The 19321-nt window shown below is 63.8% G+C and carries 16 protein-coding genes; 1 reads left to right on the top strand and 15 read right to left on the bottom strand.

Annotated features, from left to right (window positions below; all coding sequences use genetic code 11):
* Positions 1 to 45: 45 nt before the first annotated feature.
* The 12 genes from Pan44_RS15090 to Pan44_RS15035 all read right to left on the bottom strand — a co-directional run bounded on the left by Pan44_RS15090 (position 46) and on the right by Pan44_RS15035 (position 14104).
* Complete coding sequence (locus Pan44_RS15090) at positions 46 to 816, bottom strand: carboxypeptidase regulatory-like domain-containing protein (protein WP_145030849.1); 771 nt, start codon at positions 814 to 816, stop codon at positions 46 to 48.
* A 258-nt stretch (positions 817 to 1074) separates the two neighbouring features.
* Positions 1075 to 2376, bottom strand: coding sequence for a DUF1501 domain-containing protein (locus tag Pan44_RS15085; protein ID WP_145030848.1), 1302 nt, complete (start codon positions 2374 to 2376; stop codon positions 1075 to 1077).
* A gap of 101 nt (positions 2377 to 2477) precedes the next feature.
* Positions 2478 to 5237 carry a DUF1549 and DUF1553 domain-containing protein gene (locus Pan44_RS15080; RefSeq protein ID WP_197453344.1) on the bottom strand — a complete coding sequence of 920 codons (2760 nt, stop codon included), beginning with the start codon at positions 5235 to 5237 and terminating at the stop codon, positions 2478 to 2480.
* A gap of 62 nt (positions 5238 to 5299) precedes the next feature.
* Positions 5300 to 6004, bottom strand: coding sequence for a hypothetical protein (locus tag Pan44_RS15075; protein ID WP_145030846.1), 705 nt, complete (start codon positions 6002 to 6004; stop codon positions 5300 to 5302).
* Positions 6001 to 6483, bottom strand: a complete 483-nt coding sequence (locus Pan44_RS15070; protein ID WP_145030845.1) for a hypothetical protein — start codon at positions 6481 to 6483, stop codon at positions 6001 to 6003. The genes Pan44_RS15075 and Pan44_RS15070 overlap by 4 nt, the downstream gene beginning before the upstream one ends.
* The gene (locus Pan44_RS15065; RefSeq protein ID WP_197453343.1) at positions 6480 to 7040 is read right to left on the bottom strand and encodes an RNA polymerase sigma factor; all 561 of its coding nucleotides are present in this window, start codon (positions 7038 to 7040) and stop codon (positions 6480 to 6482) included. The genes Pan44_RS15070 and Pan44_RS15065 overlap by 4 nt, the downstream gene beginning before the upstream one ends.
* Before the next feature lie 98 nt (positions 7041 to 7138).
* The gene (locus Pan44_RS15060; RefSeq protein WP_145030843.1) at positions 7139 to 8107 is read right to left on the bottom strand and encodes an NAD-dependent epimerase/dehydratase family protein; all 969 of its coding nucleotides are present in this window, start codon (positions 8105 to 8107) and stop codon (positions 7139 to 7141) included.
* A gap of 58 nt (positions 8108 to 8165) precedes the next feature.
* Complete coding sequence (locus Pan44_RS15055; RefSeq protein WP_145030842.1) at positions 8166 to 8480, bottom strand: DUF1844 domain-containing protein; 315 nt, start codon at positions 8478 to 8480, stop codon at positions 8166 to 8168.
* Between the two features lie 124 nt (positions 8481 to 8604).
* The gene (locus Pan44_RS15050) at positions 8605 to 11256 is read right to left on the bottom strand and encodes a hypothetical protein (RefSeq protein ID WP_145030841.1); all 2652 of its coding nucleotides are present in this window, start codon (positions 11254 to 11256) and stop codon (positions 8605 to 8607) included.
* A 222-nt stretch (positions 11257 to 11478) separates the two neighbouring features.
* The gene (locus tag Pan44_RS15045) at positions 11479 to 12513 is read right to left on the bottom strand and encodes a S1C family serine protease (RefSeq protein WP_145030840.1); all 1035 of its coding nucleotides are present in this window, start codon (positions 12511 to 12513) and stop codon (positions 11479 to 11481) included.
* The gene (locus Pan44_RS15040; RefSeq protein WP_145030839.1) at positions 12510 to 13034 is read right to left on the bottom strand and encodes a hypothetical protein; all 525 of its coding nucleotides are present in this window, start codon (positions 13032 to 13034) and stop codon (positions 12510 to 12512) included. Before Pan44_RS15040 ends, Pan44_RS15045 begins: the two co-directional genes overlap by 4 nt.
* Positions 13035 to 13039: 5 nt before the next feature.
* Positions 13040 to 14104: a hypothetical protein gene (locus Pan44_RS15035; protein ID WP_145030838.1), complete on the bottom strand. Its 1065-nt coding sequence runs from the start codon at positions 14102 to 14104 to the stop codon at positions 13040 to 13042.
* A 182-nt stretch (positions 14105 to 14286) separates the two neighbouring features.
* Here Pan44_RS15035 and def point away from each other — a divergent pair, with 182 nt between their 5' ends.
* Entirely contained in the window at positions 14287 to 14886 is a 600-nt protein-coding gene (def, locus tag Pan44_RS15030; protein WP_145030837.1) for a peptide deformylase, read from the top strand.
* A 214-nt stretch (positions 14887 to 15100) separates the two neighbouring features.
* Here def and Pan44_RS15025 read toward each other — a convergent pair whose 3' ends face one another.
* The 3 genes from Pan44_RS15025 to Pan44_RS15015 all read right to left on the bottom strand — a co-directional run bounded on the left by Pan44_RS15025 (position 15101) and on the right by Pan44_RS15015 (position 18896).
* Positions 15101 to 16540 carry a cytochrome P450 gene (locus Pan44_RS15025; RefSeq protein ID WP_145030836.1) on the bottom strand — a complete coding sequence of 480 codons (1440 nt, stop codon included), beginning with the start codon at positions 16538 to 16540 and terminating at the stop codon, positions 15101 to 15103.
* 240 nt (positions 16541 to 16780) lie between these two features.
* Positions 16781 to 18610 carry a S41 family peptidase gene (locus Pan44_RS15020; RefSeq protein ID WP_145030835.1) on the bottom strand — a complete coding sequence of 610 codons (1830 nt, stop codon included), beginning with the start codon at positions 18608 to 18610 and terminating at the stop codon, positions 16781 to 16783.
* 67 nt (positions 18611 to 18677) lie between these two features.
* Positions 18678 to 18896, bottom strand: coding sequence for a carbon storage regulator (locus tag Pan44_RS15015; RefSeq protein ID WP_145030834.1), 219 nt, complete (start codon positions 18894 to 18896; stop codon positions 18678 to 18680).
* Positions 18897 to 19321 lie beyond the last annotated feature (425 nt).

Raw genomic sequence — 19321 nt, 5'->3', positions numbered from 1 at the left:
CACAGGTCGCGGGCGGGTCGATCAGCGATGACAGATCTTCGCGGCTCACTTCTTTTTGAACTTCGATGCCGGCACTTTGACCGGGGGCAGGGTCTGCTCGCCGGCTTTCACAGTGACCTTGAAAGACCGCTCGACGTAGCCAGCCGATTCCTGCCACACCGTAAAGCTGTGCTCGCCGACCGGAAGGCCTTCGATCTTGAACTTGCCGTCCTTATCGGTCACGGCCGCATAAGGATGATCGGTAACGACCCAGTACGACTGCATCCAGGGATGGATGTCGCACTTCACGTTGACCGGCAGCGACTCCGGCTTCGTCATCTTCACGGCCGTTCCCGTCTTGTCGTTCGCCGGGATGACGAAGTTCTGGGACGGATTCGTGAACGGTGCAATGTTCACATTGTGAGCGACGGGGTCAGACGACACGCAGGTCACCGTCTGGTCGGTCCGCACGGCGAGGACGTGCGGGAAGTAGCGGCATCCCTTCTGGTCGACGACCAGGTTCTTTTCCTTGCTCTCCTTCAGCTCGGCCGGAATGTTGGCCGGAGCCTTGCGGAGATAAACGATGATGTTGGCGATGCCCTTCGATTCCGGATCGACGACCAGGGATTCATCCGGGACTTCGTCGTTGGCGCAGGTGGCTGCATCACGGGCCGTCGCGTCTCCCTTGGCGACTTTCGGCGCCAGGGTCGGAACGGCGCCATCGTAGATGAACTGGCCAACAATGGTGCCGGTCTCAGCGGCGTGGACGATCGAGGGAGCCTGGAGGCCGGCCACGGCCGCCATACCCAGGACAAGCCAGCGATTCAAACTCAGCATGCTTTCTCCAAACGTGCGCAGTCAGGCGGGTGAATCGGCAGGACGCCGACTCAAGTCAGGTGGGCTGCGACCAAAGCGCCAGAATCGGCAATTGATCGCATCTGCCGATTGTATCGCGGCGATCAGCGCCGACCAGCAGCGGCGGTGCGCGGCGGCAAAGTTCTCACGACCGGGTGACCGCATTCCCGGCAAAACAGAAACGCCCGGCACCGAAGTTCGGCGCCGGGCGTCGTGTGAGACTGCGGTATTCCGGGGAAATCAGACCAGCAGATCGCTGATAACCCGGCCGTCACGGACGATCATGACGGGTCGGCCGGTATTGGTGTGGTATTCCTTCCGGTGATCGATGCCGAGCGTGTGGAAGAAGGTCGCGGCCACGTCGTCCGGCGTGAAACCGTCGTTCTTCGGGCCGCTCGCGGTGTCATCGCTCTCGCCGAGCACCTGGCCTCCCTTGATGCCCCCACCGGCCATCAACATGAACATGCACCGCGGGTAGTGATCGCGACCGCCGCGGGTGGTGTTGATCTTCGGAGTGCGGCCGAACTCGCCCGTGACGTAGACGATCGTCGAATCGAGCAGTCCACGCTGCTGAAGGCCGGTCAGCAGGCCGGAAAGCCCCTGGTCGAACGGAGGAAGCTGCTTGGTCTTCAGCGATTCCCAGTTGTTGTTGTGCGTATCCCAGCCATTGCTGGAGACAGTGACGAACCGCACTCCCGATTCGACAAGCCGCAGACTCAGCAGGCAGCTCGCGCCGAAATCGGAGGAGCCGAACTGCTTGCTGAACGATTCCGGCTCCTTGCCGATATCGAATGCCTCCCGGGCTCGGGGCGAGGTAATCACTGACAGCGCCTGTTCGGAAAAGCGATCGAGACCTTCAAGCAGCTGATCCTGCTTTTCGTAGGCGGCGAAGGTGGTATCGAGGCGATCGAGCAGGTTGTTGCGCCGCTGGACGTCGGTCACCGTGAGGCCGTTGCGCAGCGACACGCCGCGCACCTGGTACGCCTGTCCGATCTTGGGAGACGTGCTCGTGCTGAGAGGGGCGTACTTCACGCCCAGGTAACCGGCCCGCTGGGCCGTGTTCGGAATCGCGACGAACGGCGGCAGGTCTTTCGGCCCGCCGAGTTCCTTCGTCACCACCGAGCCGTACCCGGGAAACTCGAGCGAAGGGAGCGGACGGTTGCCCGTGTTGACGTAGAGGGTTCCGAGTTCGTGGGCTGCAAGGGTGTGCGTCACGCCTCTCAGGAGCGCGAACTTGTCGGTGCAGCTGGCGAGGTGCGGGAGGTGTTCGCTGAAGTGAACTCCGGGAACGCCAGTGGGGATCGTGTTGAATTCGCCGCGGTACTCGGACGCCGACTCCGGCTTGGGATCGAACATGTCCATGTGCGACGGACCGCCGCGGAGATTGATGAAGATCGCCGCCTTGGCTTTCGCCGCGGAAGCCACTTCACCGGCCGATGCCATCCGCAGGTAGCTGCCGAGCGACAGCCCGCCGAGCGCCAGCGAACCGGCCCGGAGGAAATCGCGACGTGCAAATCCTTCGCAATCAATATGCAGCGCCATGGGGTACTCCCGACTTTGAATTGGAATCAGTACGTGGGCGATCGCAGTCAGTTCACGCGGCGGAACTCAGGCGGCTGATGCCCCCTGCACCGCCAGACGCATCAGTGGTTGACGATGAATTCCTTGGTGTTGAGCAGTGCCCAGAGCACATCCCGCAATCCGTTCATCGGATCAGATGCATTCTGAATGGCCTCGACGGCGATCTTCGATTCGTCCGGCGACGGGAACCGGCTCAGCACCCGGAGATAGGCCTCCTCGACCATCGAGGCGGACTCGGCCTCCGAGATCTTCAAGGCGTTCCCTTTGCTCGCTGCTCCGGCATTCTCCGACCTGGCTTCGGCCTTGTCGCTGGCGGCGCCTTTCAGCATTCCGGCATAGCGGGCCTTCGCGGCCGCCAGCTGACGCTCGGCTTTCTGAAGCTCCTTCTTGTCGCCGGCCGCCTCGGCCGCTTTGGCCTGTTCCTTGAGGGCGGCGACGCGGCGGTCGTAGGTTTCCTTGAGCCGCTTCCGCTCGCTGCGATCACCCGATTCGGGCTCGCCGGCCTGAGCCGAGAACGGAACTTTCATCGTTTTCGCGGTCTCTGCCAGCCAGCCGTCGCGGCGATCGATGGCAGCCAGGGTGTCGCCATCGTTCCGGAGGTAGAGAGTCTGGAGGAGACTCGGCTCGGCAGACCGTTCGCAGTCGCAGTTGTTCTCACGCAGCGAGCGGCCAAACACGTTGAGGGCATAGGGCCCGCCCGTGTTGCGATTGCCCGTCCCCGGGTAGACAACCATGCGCCCGTCGAGCTGGTCACGCATTGCGAGGTTGGCGGATGAACCGGCCGTCGCGCACTTGACGGCGTCAACCGCCACTTCCGCAGGCAGCCGCCGCGGAATTGCCCGGCTGAAGTTCCGTTCGTCGAGGCGGTTGGTTTCGTTGGGACGCCAGCTTCGCTGATAGGTGTCGCTGCTGACGATCGTTCGGTGCAGCCACTTCATGTCGTAGCCGCTCTTCACGAAACCGTCCGCCAGGTAATCAAGCAGCGGCTCGTTGGAGGGAGGATTCGCAAGCGACAAGTCGTCCGTCGGTTCGACAATTCCCCGATGGAAATACTGGGCCCAGACGCGGTTCACGAACGCACGTGCGAACAGCCTGTTCTCGGGGTTCCGCAGCCATTCCATCACTGGCTTCCGCGGATCATCAATCGCGCCGACGTTGATCAGTTCCTCGCTTTTCAGCAGGCGGGCGACTTTGGTTCCCTTGCCGGCGACCTGCCGGCCTTCCTTCTTCGCCTTCTTGTCCACAGTCCTGGTGGCGGCCAGGATTCCGAGATCGGACGCGGGAACGACCTGCCCATCCCTGGCCTTCGCTTCCAGTTCCCGGCGATCCGCTCCGGTCTTCTTGCCCGTCATGCCAATGTCGGCCAGCACCTTCTGGAGGTCTTCCTGGTCCTGGGCCCGGGTGAGAGTGTTGGAGGTCGGAGCCGTCTTGCCGAAACGCACGCGATCGAAGAAGGCCTGGAACTGCGTGAAATCTTCCTGCGTCCATTCATCGAAGGGGTGCTTGTGGCACTGGGCGCACTGGATGCGAATTCCCATGAAGGCATACGCGAAGCCGATGGCCCGCTCTTCGGGCTGGTCGAAGTTCTGCCGGCCCCAGAAGTAGGTCAGGCCCGGCTGCTCCGCGAAGCTCGCGGTCGGATTCTTGCCGTACATCTTGCTCGTGCGGACGCAGTAGTCGTAGTACGACTCGCCCGGATTCCGGCTGACGGCGAGGATGATCCCCTCCATCAACTGGTCGTACGGGGTATTCTCGGCGACCCGCTTGTAGATCCAGTCGTACCATTCCTGGCTGGCGCGGCCGCGGGCGGCGGTGATGTTGTTGAGCTGTGTATCGTTGTTGCCAGTGATGTCGCAGAGCATCGTCGTCCAGCGGGCGGCATAGGCCGGCGTCGCGAGGAGTTCCTCGACCTTCCGGGCCCGCTTGTCCGAGGCCGAGTCGCTGAGAAACGCGCGCACTTCGTTGGACGACGGCAGCGTGCCCGCGATATCCAGGCTGACCCGCCTCAGGAATTCCTCGTCCGCACAGACGTCGGAGGGAACCGCCCCCAGTTTGGCGAGCTTGGAGATGACGAGTTCATCAACTTTCGTCGTCGCGGCGACCTGCGGGAACTTCTCGCCCGTCCGCTCGGAATAAGGACGCAGGACCGGCACCGGGACGATGCCGTTGTCGTAGAACGCCACGACATGCGTATCGCCCGCATCGACGCCCGTCACGACGCCTTCCGGGCTGACTTCCGCAACCGCCGGATCGTTCGTCACGAACCGCGTCAGGCAGGTCACGTCTTCACGCGAACCATCTTCCCAGATTGCCACGGCCCGGAGCTGGATCTTCTCGCCGGTCTTGGCGAAGCGAATTTCGGAGGGGGTCACTTCCAGGCGGGAGAGGTCCGCAGGCTCGGCCGGACGCGGCTTCGCGCCCGTTTTGAGCCATTGTGCGAAGAGGTTGTATTCCCAGGTACCCGGCTTCAGCTTCAGCCCCCCTTCGTGCTCGACGACCATTGAGGGCTTCTCGAGGGCGTAGCTCTTGAGCGGATTCTCGAGGTCGATCCGCTCCATCAGTCCGTCATGGTCCATCTTGAAGTCGTAACCGAACAGCGACAGGCGGAAGCCTCCCTGCCCCTGGAACGACCCGTGGCAGGCCCGACCGTTGCAGCCGACCCGTCCCATCAGTGGCACGAGATGCCGCTGGAAGTCGGGCACTTCCTGGACGTCGGTGGTCTTGAAACGCTCACTGGCCTGCGGGAGAGGATCGGCGGCCTGCGCGATCGTTCCTGCGAACAGGGCGACCAACGCAAGAGAGCGAAAATAAGTGTTCCGCATGACGTTCATCCCAGACACCCCCCGGATTCCACGGAAACTCGCCGCAATCCTTCTCACTCGACCTATTGAGATGCGCCGGGGGACCCCGGCGCGCGCTTCGGGTCGGCGGCCTTCGGCTTTTCCAGCGGCGCCGCCCCTTCCCCGGCCTTGTTCTTGAGACGCGTCTTGACCCGTTTGGCGCTCGACCTCGCGGAATTCACCAGCCGATCGACTTCTTTTCGAACGGCCTGCGACTCCTGGCTTTTGAGCGACTCGATCTGCCTGTCGAGCTGCACAATGCGCTGCCGGGCCTCATCCCGTTCGAACTCATACAGCCGAACTCGCAGTTGATTCCGTTCGTTGACCAGTTTTTCAATCTGCTCGCGGCGCTCATCGTCGTCCAGCATCGCCGTCTTGGCCGCCACCAGCCGAAGCCGTGATTCGGTTTTCCACAGCTCGATCTCGATGGCATAGCGGTCCGGCGAGCGAGTCTCCATGCGGATCAGTCGGTCGCTGACGCGGTCGAGCTCGCGAATCGCCTTCTGGTAGTCCCTGGGCGATGCGGCCTTCATCGGTCCCAGAAGCTTCGCGAGTTCCGGATGATGTCGCTTCGCGAACTCGAGCGCAGCATCTTCGTTGACGACTTCGAGATCGGCCGCCTGGACGGCGGGCTTCGACGTCGGCACTTCTGTCTTCTTTTCCGATTGGGCCAATCCCGACGGGCCGGAGCCAAGCACCAGAGCCGCGCCGAGCAGCATTCGAGCCCCTGAATTCTGGAGTGAGGTCATAGCGTCCCCTCCTCGCGCGGCGCGACTTCTACATCTTCCAGCACGGCGGCGACCATCCAGTCCGGGATCTCCGAGGCTGTGTCGTCACGGGAGAAGTCCGACTCGAATTCCGAGACGAGCAGGTCGTCGCTGCCGAGCTCCGACCAGGCGCCGACGATCTCCGTGTTCTCGAAGGACTGACCATTGGAGACCAACGGGCCCGGCTGCGGCATCCTGATCACAACGAGCAGGAGCAGGCAGGCGGCGGCGCACGACACGATGGCAGCCATCCGGGAGCGTCGACCGCCGACGGAGACGTTGGCAACGGCGGGAACCGGCGCGGGAAGCTGGCGGACGGCTGAGGTGAGAATCACCACATCAGCCAGCGCCTCGCGGGCGGCCTGGTCGACCGCCAGCCGCCCCTCAAAGGCGCGGGCCTCGGCGTCCGGCAGCTCATCAAGAGCGTATCGCAGGGCAAGAATGTTTAACTCGGAGTTCATCGTTGTTCGCCACTTCTCTCTTCGCCACCTCCGTGATGGCTGTCCGTTCGCTGGAGCGCTTTCCGCAGTTTGTCGGTCGCGAGCCGCATGCGGGTCAGGACCGTCCCCAGGGGGACTCCCAGATCCGCGGCGATCTCCGCGAACGTCTGTTCCTGATGCATCCGCCGGCGCACCACTTCCCGCTGTTCCGGCGGCAGTTCGGCTAAAAGTCGCCCGACCTGATCGACGAGTTCCCGCGCCGCAAGACCGTCACCTGGCCACGCATCCCCGGGCGGCTGCTGCCCGGCCGAGATCTTCTGAAACGCCCGTTGCCGCACACCCTCTTTCCGCCGCAACAACATGGCCTCGTTGTAGGCCACCTGGAACAGCCACGCTTTCCAGGAGACCGACCGAACCTCACCACTTGACTCAAGTGCTTTTGCAAACGTGGTTTGCACCACATCCTCGACGGCATCGCGGTTCCGCAGCACACCCCAGAGCATGCCGCGAAGGCGATCGGCATGCTCGTGAAACAGCGAGGCCAGCAGCGTTTGCTGCCCGCCAGGGACAACCTTCAACGGGGGCTCTCCGGACTCGGACGCGTTATCCATAAGATGCGCCCCCCGCCCGGTTTATTCTTTCGTCCAACGATCCGAAGGCCGGTCCCGCCCGGCTGTTACGCTCCCGAGCGCTTCCACGCGATAATTTCGTCCAGGATCTCGCTCAAGGTCGCCGTCGGAACCTGCCCCAGCGTGTTCCGCAGACGGGAGACGTCTGGAACTCGTCGTCGCACGTCTTCAAAGTCGTGTCCGTACGCCACATGGTAGGGCATGGTCTCGATCCGGATGTCGGGATTCACCTTCGCCGCAACCGCCTCCGCCAGCTGGCGGACCGAAATCGGCTGATCGCTGCCGATGTTGAAGATCTTGCCTGCCGCGGCGGGAGTCTCCGTCAGCCGATGAACGGCCTCGACGACTTCCCGGACATGGGCGAAGCAGCGGACCTGTCCGCCGTCGTCATAGACCACGATCGGTCCGCCCGAAAGAGCCTGATCCACAAAGCGGGGGATTACCATTCCGTAATGGCCGACCTGCCGCGGGCCGACCACGTTGAAAAACCGCCCGATGACGACCGGCAGGCCGAACTTGCGGTGGTACGCCAGAGCCAGAAACTCGTCGATCGCCTTCGAACAGCCGTAGGCCCATCGCGGCTTGGATGTCGGCCCCAGGTGGATGTCGTCCTCCTCGGTCCAGACTTCCTTCTGGTTCTTGCCGTACACCTCGCTCGTCGACGCGAGAAAGAATCGGCATTGCCGCTGGACGGCGAGCCTCAGCAGCAGTTCGGTCGGATAGATGTTCGTTTCGATGGTGCGAACGGGGTCATCCGCGACGAGCTTGACGCCCACCGCGGCGGCCAGGTGATACACCACGTCCGCGTCGCGCACTGCTTCCGTCAGGACGATCTGGTCGGTGATCGATCCGGGGACGATCCGCAGGGCCGGATGCGATTCGACCTTCCGGAGATTCTCACGCCGCCCCGTCGACATGTCATCGACAATAGTCACCTGGTGGCCGTTTGCGAGCAGCCGCTCCGTCAGGTGGCTGCCGATGAATCCGGCGCCGCCGGTGACAAGGCACTTGGCCATGAAGATTCCATCAATCGAATAGAGGACGGCCCAGACGCGACGCGGCCGGGAAGAAGGGTTACTTCGAGGCCTGGACGAACGCCATTCGCAGGTCATGCAGCAGGGTGTCGAGCATCTTCGCCTCCGCGGAGTCGAGATTCCCTTTGCACTTCACCTCGAGGACGCCGAGCAGATCGACGAAATGCTTCGCGACGGCCGGCTCCTTGTGGGACTTGCCATCCGGGCCTGGAATGAGCCCCATTGCCGCCATCGCCTGCGTGGCCAGCATCTGCAGGAGCGTGGTGAAGGATGGCGGAGGAATGTTCAGCGGCGCAGTGCGCCTGACATCCGAATCCTGGGGCGTCGGGGTGTCGTCTTGATCCGAGGTCGACATGGAATACTGCAACGGGCGTCGTGCGTGACGGGATGGCTGACAAACGCCATCCCCACCACGTCAAGCTACCGGAACCGCCATCACTCCGCGAGACTCCGGCGGCACGGCCCCCCTATGCAGGCCCTCACCCGGCACTGCGGACGCGCCGGCGGGTCGTTTCCAGCTCGAAATGTGGCGCCTCAATCACCGGCTCCAGACGGATCGGAGCGGCGACAACGTGATCGTCGACCGTGTCCAGGCCCCGTTCTCCATCACGGACAATCAGTCGGCCGAGGCGCCCCGAAAGGAGCAGTGGGAAGATGCACTGGCTGGCGGCCATGGCCCAGACGGATACCCAGACTCCGGCCCTCACCGCGGATGGGACGAGTTGCGGCGTGAGGAGACTCAGGCCTCCCAGCACCGCGGCCAAAGTCACGAGCGCCTGACGCGAGCGGGTCATGGATCCGGTGAACGCAAACGCCAGGGCCTCATGTCGAGTCGACGTCGCCGCAACCCATTCCCCGAGGTCGTTCACCAGTCGGACGCACGACATCACCCCCAGACTCAAGGGAATCGCAATCGCCAGAAACGCCGGGGCACCGAACTGGCCGGGCTGGAACCCAGGGGCGATCAAGACGGCCACGCCCGGGATGGCGACGATGCCGGCCACAGCGAGGCCTCGTCCCAGCGAGCCGGTCCCGACGGCCGCGACAATCAGCGACAGGGCGACCAGGACGCCGATCACACCGGGACGCCGGCTGGGCGTGGCGGATCGCAGGGACGCCTTGACGACGTCGCCGGTGATTTCATGTGACACGCCGGCGTGGAACCGCAGGACATCCTGGATCGCGCGGTTCAGATCCGCAACGACGACCTGCGGAGCATCCACCGCAAGTTCGGCGAGCGATGCCCGGATCACCCAGGTTTCCCCGACTGCCTCACTGCCGTCCTCTGAGCCATGCTCCAGCAGCCAGGCCCCTCCCAGGACCTCATTCCGGTCCCGCAGGTGCTCGGCAACCTTGTTCGACCTGGCAATGTACGTGGACCGCTCACGGGTCCTGGCGTCGTCGGCCGGACGCGGGATGTCCGGTGCCGCCTCCGCCAGTGACATGGCTCCTGTCACGCCGTGGCAGCTCTTCAGTTTCTGCACGGTGGCACGGACGATGCCGGCCCGTTCCAGGATCCGCATCCGCTGCATCCGTTCGGCATCAAAGTGGATCTCCGCGCGAATGTCGGAGGTGCCGCCGAGGGATCGTTCCAGGGCAAACTGAGAACCCCGTGAAGACTCGCCGCGCGGAGCCGACACCCAGTTCTGGACGTCGGGTTGCAGCAACAAAACAGCGAGGGCCACGCCGACGGTCGCCGCGACCGTGGCGGTGATCCGCTGGTGCGTCACGATCCATTCGGCGAAATCGAGTCCATGGGTCACGCGCCGGATCGGCCGCCCTCCGAGGAGCGAGGCAACTGGCGGAACGCAGATCGTCGAAAGCCCCCACGCGATCGCACAGGCCGCAGCTCCCGCGAGGGCGAACTGACGATCGGTCGTGCGCTGCATGTTCGAACCGACGAGCAACGTGACCAGGCAGAGGGCAGACAGCAGCGTCGACGCGGACATCGGGCGACGGACACGGGCACTGAGGCTGCCGCCGGCGGCCGGTTCGAGCAATGTCGTGGCGACAGTCAGCACGAAGACGACGGCCGGGATCAGAAGCAGGCTTTCGGTCCAGGCGATGCCCAGAGCGTTCATTCCGGCCGCAAGTCCCGCCGCGCCAAAGGCGCCGAGAACCATCGAGCAGATGAGATCAATTGAGTACCCGCCGACGAGCATTCCCAAAACGCCAGCGGCGGCCAGGGTGATCACGATGGGAGAAAGAACACCATTCCAGAGTCCGCCGCCAGCACCCGGACTGGCCGCGGCGGAAAGGGTTTCAGCGCGCTCGGCCGCCGTGAGCAGCGAGCCGCTGACCATCAGGTCTTCGGACGCAATCCCTGCATCGGCGGCAGCGTGGCGAATGGCGTCCCGGGCGGCTGCGGGGACGGCCTTCCCGGCATCAGTCAGACGAATCCGAATGGCGACCGGAGTTCCCACCGCTTCGAACGCCTCGGCCACCAGCTGCTGCCCGTCTGGTTCCGCAGCAGTGGGGTAGCCACGAACCTTGAGCACTTCGTCGCGAAGAGTGGCGGGCGTGGCGAGGGGATCGTTCCCTGCGGCGCAAAACACTTCCAGGTCGAACTCCGGAATCTCAATGGGAGAGTCCGTGTCGCCGCTGACAGGGGTCGTCATCGGCCGCAGGGAGACAACGACCGTGCGGCCTTCCACGGCATTGAGTTCGGTTTCGATCCGGCGGGCCGTCCATTCGAGGTCGCGGCGACCATTATTCGTCGCCTTGATCTTGAGCCCCCCGCGACCGAGCCAGATCCCGGAAAGGGACTCTTTGGCCTGTTCGACGGTCATGTCGCTGGCCGTCAGAGCCGCCAGTTGATCATCGGCAGAAGTCACATCGGCCACGTAAGGGGAACCGCCGCGGAGCAGGCCGTCGGCGGCCACTTCTCCGAGCAGCTTGCGGCGAACGTCCGCAATGCGCGGATCGCCGAGCCGCCCGCCATGCCAGGCGACGACCAGGTCGTATTCCGGGTTGGTCGCCGTTTCGGCGTCACGGACCGCCGTGGGCCGGCCGTCGAACGTCGCCCGTTTCAAGCCGCTGGCCACCAACGGAATGCAGAACAGGAGAACGGCCAGAATGGCGAGAGCCTGTCCGCGAGACGAGGTCTCGCGAGAGGTAAACGACTGTTTCATGTGGCTCGACATCCTTGGAGCACGCCGCGATCGGGCCGCGACAGGAGACCATCCGGCATCCCTTGAGATCGGTCGTCCTTCGACGTCCGGATGCGTCGGACCGCCCGCGGTCTCGAACAAGCGGGGTCTTCCACCTGAACCCGCCGAGGCTGACGAAGACGCCGGTGAGTGAAACCTTGCCGGTCACGAAGAGTCTGCGACCAGATGCGGGTGTGCGCGCGGCTACCTGGTTCCCCTGGGCGGGACGCGGAGCGTCACCGACACCAGATCGTCCCCACGGCGGACTGTGAGCGTGACGTCGTCTCCCGGGCGACTTTGCTGGAGCGCGTCTTTCACGGCGGAAATCGATGCCACGAGATCGCTGTTCACGAAGACGATGAGGTCTTCAGCCGCCAGTCCGGCCTTGGCCGCCGGCGAACCGACGACGACGTCATCCACATAGGCAGGCGTGCGAGCCACCACGTCCGGAACGAGCACCAGACCGAGATCGACGGGTGTCACTCCCGTCCCCTCCGGTTCATCGGCGGCAAACTTGTCCTTCGGTCGGAACTCCCCTTTCACGATCGCATCGGCCGTCGCGGCGAGTTTCGTTGCGGGGACCGCGTAGTTGATCCAGGTTTGCGTCTGCGGATTCTTCAGTTCACGACCAAGAACGCCCACGAGACGGCCATCGAGCGTCGTCAGAACTCCCCCACCGGCCCCCGGATTGTTGGTCACCGCATCGAGGAGATAGGCCTCATCACGGTAAGGGGCGGCGAACCGTCCCCGCCGGGCCGACAACCTGGCCTTTGCGGCGACCACTCCTCGCTGCACGGTCACCGGCTCGTTGCCCGAAGCAACCTTGAACATGTTGCTGAACGCCAGAACGCGCGTGCCGGGGCTGACGTCCACCGCCTTGAATAAGTCGAACGAGGGCAACCCTTCCGCTTCGATCTTGAGAACCGCGAGATCGAGATCCACATCTGTCCCGACGACCCGGCCGGGGATCCGGCGGCCATCGTGCAGGACGACGTTGACGACGTCGGAGTCGAGCACGTGACTGAGGATCGTCGCAACATGCCCGTTCGGGGAAATCAGGAAGCCTGTTCCATAGGCATGCAGGCCGGCCAGCCCCCCTGCCCCGAAAATCTTCACCATCCGCTGCTGAACGTCGGCAATCGAACCGCGGAGGTCGGCGGCGAGGAGCGAACGACCGACTGCGGCCCCGAGACTGAGTGACGTCACGCTGCCGAAGAATTTGCGGCGGTTGATGTTCACGACGAACTCCCGGGAACGGCCTCGCGGGCGGAAAATGCTTCCCAATCCGCAGGTGTTTGAATCAGTGACCAGACGACCGGCGGCCTCTCAGGAACCCGATGCTCCAGATGCATCTCGATCTTTTCATAGGGCGAAACGTCGTGCTGCGTCCTGGCGAGTTCGAGAATCTTCCGAACGGCTTCGTCGCGCCGAGCCTGGTTCGCTTCGTCCAGGGGATTGTAGTCCACCTCGACGATGATCCTGAGAGTCTTCGGGGCCCCGATCCGATGGCTCTTGTGCCGCCCTCCGATGACGCGCGGCTGCGAACCGGGAATCACACGCGCGATGGCATCCTGCAGCGGCCGGAACGGCCGCGTGTGCAGATCCCAGTACGCATAGAGCAGACCGGTCAGCAAGAGCCCAAAGGCAAACATGCCGATGACCAGCGTCTTGCCGGAGATGACACGCGCCGGTCGAGGCGTCGCAATCGCGGGTTCGCTTCCCTCGATCCCCTGCACGTCGTGAAGGCCTCTCTCTGGCATGGAAACTAAAAGGCCGAGGGCCGGGGGGCGATGCCACCCGGCGTGGCGCCTCCCGGTTGAACAGCCGCGCGCGGAACGACGGGTTCGACGCGAATCGTTTCGAGCGCCGTGCGGGCCCCGTTCTCAAAGTTCCCGGGATTGGCCGGCGCGTAGACGACGATCAGGGCCACCTGAATCCTGCCTGCCAGGTGCTCGTAAACGTGGGCGGCGAATTTGGGATCGGACTCTTTCTCAATGCGGATCGAGTCAAACGCCTTGGGCGCCGCGAACTGGTCCGAGAGCGGAATGCGTTCCGCGAACTTCGCGTGCCGCTCCGCCGGTCCGCGGGCCGGCTCTGCGGAGAGTGTGAATTCGAACCCCTGCTGCAACACGGCTTCCAGATCGGCGAGGAAGGTCTCCGGCTCCGCGACCGTGGCCGTCGAGCCCTGGGAATCCACAAACCGCTGATGATTGCTGCAGAGGTAGATAAATGCCTCGCCGGGCACTTCCCAGGCGGCCACGAGCCCGGGCAACTCGACACCGAGGTAGGCCGGCTGGCGCGTGTCGGGGACGACCTCAACCAGTCCTTCCTCGTTGGCTTTCGGAGGAGGAGGCGCCGGCATCAGGCGGAAGCGAACGGGAGGCCGCAGGGCCAGTCCCCAGTCGGCACGGGCCCACTCCGCCTGCAGACTTTGGTCGAGCCGGGCATGATAGGCAAGCAGATCCCTGGAGCGGTTGACTCGCTCCGCATAGGTCGACTGACCGCAACCGGACAGCCCCCCGGTCAGGCCGATCAGGGCGACGAGCCCGCACCGCCAGAAGCGGATGGTTTTCCGTTCACAGCGCTGTGTGGAATCTGGCCCGCTCGTCATCAGTCTGCCTGCTCGTGAGGGATACCGCGTCGCCCGATTCTCGACCATTCCGGGAAGCGCGTCAAACTCCGTCGAGTTCGACGTCACAAAGCCGCGAAGCGTGTGAGAGAGAGCGTTGATCTGTGGACTGTCGCTGAGGCCCACTTTTCCCCGGAAATCCTGAGACGACTGGCCGAATGGAGTTTGCGCAGGCGATGTGCTCAATTTGATTGTCTTCATCCATGTCCGGCTCACCATTCCGTGGCCGCTGCGCGTGGGGCGGCGTTTCGCGCGAGCATCCCGCCAGTCGACAACTTCCCAGCCCGCAACTCGACTCCGCCCCGTTGCGTCTCCCCCCCGCCATCCGCCACTATGCGGGTTTGGGCCCGACTTCCACTTCTATCCCCCAAGCGTTTCGCTCAATGCAGATCGTCCCTTATCCCCACCCCGCACTCCGCTGGAAGTCCCGAGACGTCACCCGCATTGACGACACCCTCCGCGCCGTTGTCGCCCGGATGTTCGAGCTGATGTATGAGTCCAAGGGAATCGGCCTCGCCGCCAACCAGGTCGGACTTCCCCTGCGCCTGTTCGTCGTGAATGTCTCCGGTGATCCCGAGAAGAAGGACGAAGAAGTCGTCTTCATCAATCCGGTCATCCGGAACCGCAGCGGCTCCGCGGTCGGCGAAGAAGGCTGCCTGAGCCTTCCGGGACTGTACGCCGATGTGTCCCGTCCGGAGACCATCGTCGTGGAGGCCTTCGACCTTGATGGACAGCCGTTCCGGGTGAAGATCGACGACCTGCCGGCCCGCGTCATCCAGCACGAGAACGACCACCTGGACGGAGTGCTGTTCATCGACCGGATCGATGAAACCGACCTTGCCCAGTTCGTGACCAAACTCAACGACTTCAGCTCGCACTTCCGGAAACAGCAGGCAGCCGGAGAGACCCCCTCGGACGAGGACATCGAACGTCTGCTGAAGCAGATGGCCGAAACCGGCGACATCGCGCCGATCGCCGGTTGAGCGGATTTCCGTTCGGCTCCCGTCGTAACGCCGTGCCACGGCCGTCTCGGCCGTGCGCTTTCAGAGCCGAGGCCCGACTTCGAAGCGGCGACGGGAAGGCCGGTGACTGACGGTGTACGGCGAACGTATGGCTGCCGTCGTTTCCGCAATCGTACGGCTCACAGAGCCGTAGCACGACTTCGGATCATGGACGCGCGAAGCAGCCGCGGGGTGATTACGCCGCTTTCCGCTCGGCGGCGGCCTGTTTGTCGGGGAGCGTGACAAACCGCAGGACGTTGCCCCGGACAGGATTCGCCGAGAACTGCCCGTCCTGCTTCTCGATCTGCATCGGGATCCGGCCGACCGGAAAAAGCATCGTCGACATGACGCGTGCGTTGACCGACGTGTGAGCGGGGATGGAGAACCTGAACTGCTGCAGCATGCGGATCAGCGAGATCTTGAGCTGCATCGTGCCGAGGGCCGCGCCGATGCACATCCGGGCGCCGCCGCCGAACGGCAGGTACGCATAGGGGGACGGCGACGACGTCAGCCAGCGATCCGGGTGGAACTTCTCCGGCTCCGGATAGAGCGACGGCATGTGATGCGTCATCAACTGGCTGAAGATGACGACCGCCCCGGCGGGAAGCTGAAAGGGTCCCATCTCCACGGGCTCGGCCGTCATGCGATGCAGGAATGAGGACGCCGGCAGGATGCGCATGCTTTCCTTGAGCACCCGGTCGAGGACGGTCAGTCCTTCCAGGTGCTCCGGACGCGGGGGCTGACCATTGAGATTCGCGTCAAGTTCCGCGTGAAGCTGACTCATCACCTCGGGATGCTGGGCGAGGAGGAACAGCGTCCAGGTGAGCGAATGGGCCGAGGTCAGGTGGGCTGCGCCGAACATCAGGACGATGTGACCGACGAGTTGGTCGTCATTGACAGTCGTGTCGACGTCGTGAGCCCTGAGCAGCAGAGAAAGCACATCGAAACCGACGCGGCCGCTGCGCCGGAGAGCGATCATTTCCTTGACCGCTTTCTCGAGTTCGACAGCGACATCGAGAAGGCGTTCGTAGTCTTCGGCCGTACTGGGATCCGAAACGAGGGCGGTGATTCCGACCTTGTGATTCAAGGCGACCCACGTTTCGGTGAGTTCACCGATCCGCAGGGCCAGGTCGCGGCAATCGAGGCCGAAGACGATCAGGCTCGTCAGACGCAGCATGTACTGCGTCATTTCTTCATTGATGTCGAGTGTCGATCCGGCAGACCACTCGCGGGTCATTTCCTCGGAGACGCCGAGGACGGCGTCGTGATAGCCGACGATGGCCCGCTTCTGGAACGGCTCCTGGACCGTCCGGCGATGCTGCTTGTGCAGGTCGCCATTCATGCTGAGCAGCCCGCTTGTCAGCCGCCTTTGCGGCGAGTTCTTCGGACCGCGGATCGCGAAGAAGCGGGAATGGAAGCGCTGCGTATCGGTGAGGATCTGCTTGTTGAATTCCGGTCCGAAGGCAAAGTAAACCCGCTGCTCTCCCTCCTGGAGCGCGGCGACATCGCCGTGTTCCTGCCAGAGCGCGTGCATGCAGGCATAGGGGTCCTTCGCAAAACCTGCGATTTCCCCGAACGTCACCGGCAGCGGCCGGGACGACTCCGCGAGGCGTGGAAAACCGGAATGTTCCGACATGAAAGGGCATCCTGCCCGCCATCGCCGCCCTGGAGAACGACAACGGTCTGTGACAAATTCGCAGCGGGCCGGCGATGGCGGTGACGTTCACCGATCGTCGGAAACGGTGCGGTTTTTACCCCCGCCCTGCTCCGGCTGACAATGCCGGTTTTCTCCCGGCCCGCCCGGCGGATTCAACGAAAACAGGTCGCAGCCCTGGGTCAGGCTGCGACCTGTCTTGTCTCGACGTTCAATCTGCGTTCACCGGCCGAAGGTTCCGCCGAGGTGGCGGTTGACCTGTCCGGCCTCCTGGGCGAGCTGCGCGGGCCGCCCGCCCTGCATCACCCGCAGGGCCGCCAGGAGATCTGGATCACGCATCTCGTCCGTCTCGATCGCCCCCGGTGCTTTGGAGACCTGGACATCCGGCTGCACGCCGTGTCCCGACATTTCACGACCGCTCGGGGAGTAAAACTTGGCGGTCGTCAGCTTCAGTTCTCCCGAAACCGACTGCAGCGGGAAGTGCGTCTGCACGGTTCCCTTGCCGTAGGAGTTCCGGCCCACCACCACTCCGCGACCATTTTCCTGGACTGCGGCCGCGAAAATCTCGCTCGCCGAGGCACTGTGATCGTCGACCAGGACGACCAGCGGCATGCTCCAGGTTCCGGCGCGTTTGGCCGAGTAGCTCGAGTTGTCACCCGACGTGCGGCCTTTCGTCATCACGATCGTGCCGGCGGGGAGAAACTGGTCGCTGACTTCGACGCACTCGGTCAGCAGTCCGCCTGGATTCCCACGCAGGTCGAGCACAACCGACTTCATCCCGGCGTTGTGCAGCTTCGCCATCTCCTTGGCCAGGTCCTCCGAGGTGGAATCTGAAAACTGCTTGATCCGGACGTAACCGATCGTGCGGCTCGAATCGAGGAACTTCGCATCAACCACACTGCTGACATACACCGACCGGCGAACAACCGAGGCCTGGAACTGCTGCCCCTGACGGTCGACCACCATCTGCACCGCCGAACCCTGGGGTCCGCCGATCAGGTCCGCCGCCTGGCTGAGGCCGAGGCCCCCCAGGCTGCGGCCGTTGATGGCCACGATCACGTCCCCTTTCCGCAGACCGGCTCCGGCCGCAGGACCGTTGTCGATCACGCTCATCACCAGCACGCCGCGGTCATGCGTCTTCAGTTCCACGCCGATGCCGACAATCCGTTCTTCGAGGGCCGCACTCGGTCCCATCTGGGTTTTCGCCGGGACGAAGGCGGAGTACCGATCGAGCGAATCGAGGGTGCCGTTCAGGAATTCGAGGGCAATCGCTTCACGACGGACTCCGATCCGCTGGCTGGCCATTTCCGCGGCCCACTGCATCAGGCCCAGGGCTTCGCCCGAGCTGCGTGCCGGCTGCGATTGAGCCATCTGCATGAGTTCCTGCTGCAGGGCCGCAACGGCCTGCGGGTTCGGATTCACACGGTTGGCCTGCAGGAACTCGGGGCTGGAGATGGCGTGGGCCACATTGGCCAGGGCGGCCGAGGTCCGCTGCTCGTAGGAAGGAGGATTCACATGCCGGGCGTCGATCATCCGCGATGCTTCGGTGAACAGGTTGGCGATCTGGTTGAACGAAGCGGTCTGCTGAAATCCGACCATCCGCGAATCGAGCGCCCGGGCCGCGATCTTCTCCTGGGGAGTCCGCTCGGTCTGCGAAGGAGTCTTCGGGGCGTAGGGCGCCGGCTCCGGAACATTCCACTGCTGGCCGATTCGGCCTCCGATCGACTGCCCACCCAGGACGGGAGCGCCCGGCTGCATGGGAAGGACGAAGTTCGAGTTGCTCCCCGCCTCAGGCCTCAAGGCCGTGCGGGTCACACGAGTCGGCGGGCCGATGCCCACCTCCGGATGAAACTCTTCGCCGACAGAAAGCAGGTCCTCGTCAGCCGTGGGAGCTGACAGCAACGCACTGGTCTCGGGGTTGAAGGAAGGAGTCGTGACCGAGGTTTTCACGACCGGAGATTCGGCGGCGACAACCGCCGCGAGCAGCAGCAGGCCGGTGATCAGCTGAAACAACTTCGAGTGGATCTTGGTGAGAGTGGATCGAGCAGTCATTGCCGATGTCCTTGCGGAAGAGGTGTGAAGTCAGACGCAGTGAGAGAGACAGAAGCTGAAGGGTGGTTCAGGCGACCGGGACAGCGGCGGGGCGGGTGTTCTCGACGGTGACATTGAGCAGCCGCTTGATGGCAGCCGGCTCGAGCAATTCCCCCCGGACGACACGCACGTCTCCCGGAGCTTCGACACCGATCTTCACCCGGCCTCGGCCGCAGTAGATCACTTTGATCACAACGTCGTTGCCAATCTGAATCGTTTCAGCAGTCTTGCGGGTCAGGACCAACATGATTCGCTCCGTATCCTTGGAAAAGTTTCGCTGGCTTACCGTCGTTCGAGGCCAGTCGAGGCATCTCGACCGTCGCACCCCGGCGACGCGAAATGACAATTGCGAAGGGCGTGCCGAGCCCAGGCACGCAGCGTCAGAAATGCGATTTCGCTAGGTAAATCGCAGCCTTGCACGCATTCCATTGCGCGCGAAGCAAAAACCTCAGCCCGGGAATCAAGGTCAATTTTCCAATTCGTTTCCCGGCGAGTTTGTAATTCATTCGACGACAGTAGCCGCGGCAACGAGTTCACTTGGATGTCAACTTCGGCAGAAACTGCCGCGATAGCCCCTTGACATCGAGTGACTTTGCGGTCTCGGAGAGCTGTCCGGGTCCGGTAATCTGTGCCGCCGTGCGGGGCGGCGGGATGGGCAGGATTGGTGGACTT

It is taken from the genome of Caulifigura coniformis, assembly GCF_007745175.1.
Taxonomy (GTDB): domain Bacteria; phylum Planctomycetota; class Planctomycetia; order Planctomycetales; family Planctomycetaceae; genus Caulifigura; species Caulifigura coniformis.
The sequence above is the reverse complement of the archived record's forward strand: the minus strand, read 5'-3'. Positions and strand labels throughout refer to the sequence as shown.